Annotated in this window: 1 protein-coding gene; it reads right to left on the bottom strand. The window is 50.6% G+C overall.

The window, feature by feature from the left end; all coding sequences use genetic code 11:
- A partial coding sequence (locus A3762_RS15200; protein WP_304439290.1) for a peroxidase family protein occupies positions 1-947 on the bottom strand: 947 nt, incomplete at both ends.

Genomic DNA, 947 nt, shown 5'->3' with positions numbered 1-947 from the left:
TTGCAGCTTGCTCAACCCCCACACCACCAGCAAGTACGATCACGTCAGCAACACTCGCATTGGCAGCCTGCGCTATTGGTTCAAGCACTGAAAGAACACGTTGCAAGCGCTCTGGCTCGTTACCCGCCCAACTAGCCATTGGTTCAAGACGAATACGCGCACCATTTGCACCACCTCGGAAGTCAGAGCCGCGGAATGTACGTGCACTATCCCATGCGGTGGTAACTAGGTCTGACACACTCAAACCACTTTCAGCAATTTTTACTTTCACAGCAGCTACATCAAAATCGCTATTTCCTGCAGGTGTTGGGTCTTGCCAAATCAAATCTTCCACAGGAACTTCAGGACCAATGTAACGCCTTTTAGGCCCCATATCGCGGTGCGTTAACTTGAACCAAGCACGCGCAAATACTTCTGAAAAATACTCAGGGTCATTGTAAAAACGCTCTGAGATTTTGCGGTACTCTGGGTCTACTTTCATAGCCATATCGGCATCGGTCATCACAACACGGGTTGGATCAGCTTGATCATCAATCGCAGCAGGGCGATGCTCATCTTTCAAGTCGACCGGCTCCCACTGCCATGCACCAGCTGGGCTCTTCTTAAGTTCCCACTCGTAGTTCAATAGCAAGTCAAAGTAACCGTTATCCCACTGCGTTGGGTTTGTGGTCCATGCACCTTCAACACCACTTGTTACCGTATCGCGGCCTGTTCCTGCTTTGGTCTTATTCATCCAACCAAAACCTTGGTTTTCGATTTCAGCACCTTCTGGTTCTGGGCCAAGCTCACCTGCATCGCCGTTACCGTGTGCTTTACCAACGGTGTGGCCACCAGCTGTGAGCGCGACTGTCTCTTCGTCATCCATCGCCATGCGTTTGAAGGTATCGCGCACATCTCGCGCTGTTTTAAGCGGATCAGGGTTACCATCGACACCTTCTGGATTTACA

The organism is Oleiphilus sp. HI0125, from assembly GCF_001635355.1.
Note: the sequence above shows the minus strand (reverse complement) of the source record. Positions and strands in the feature narration are given on the sequence as shown.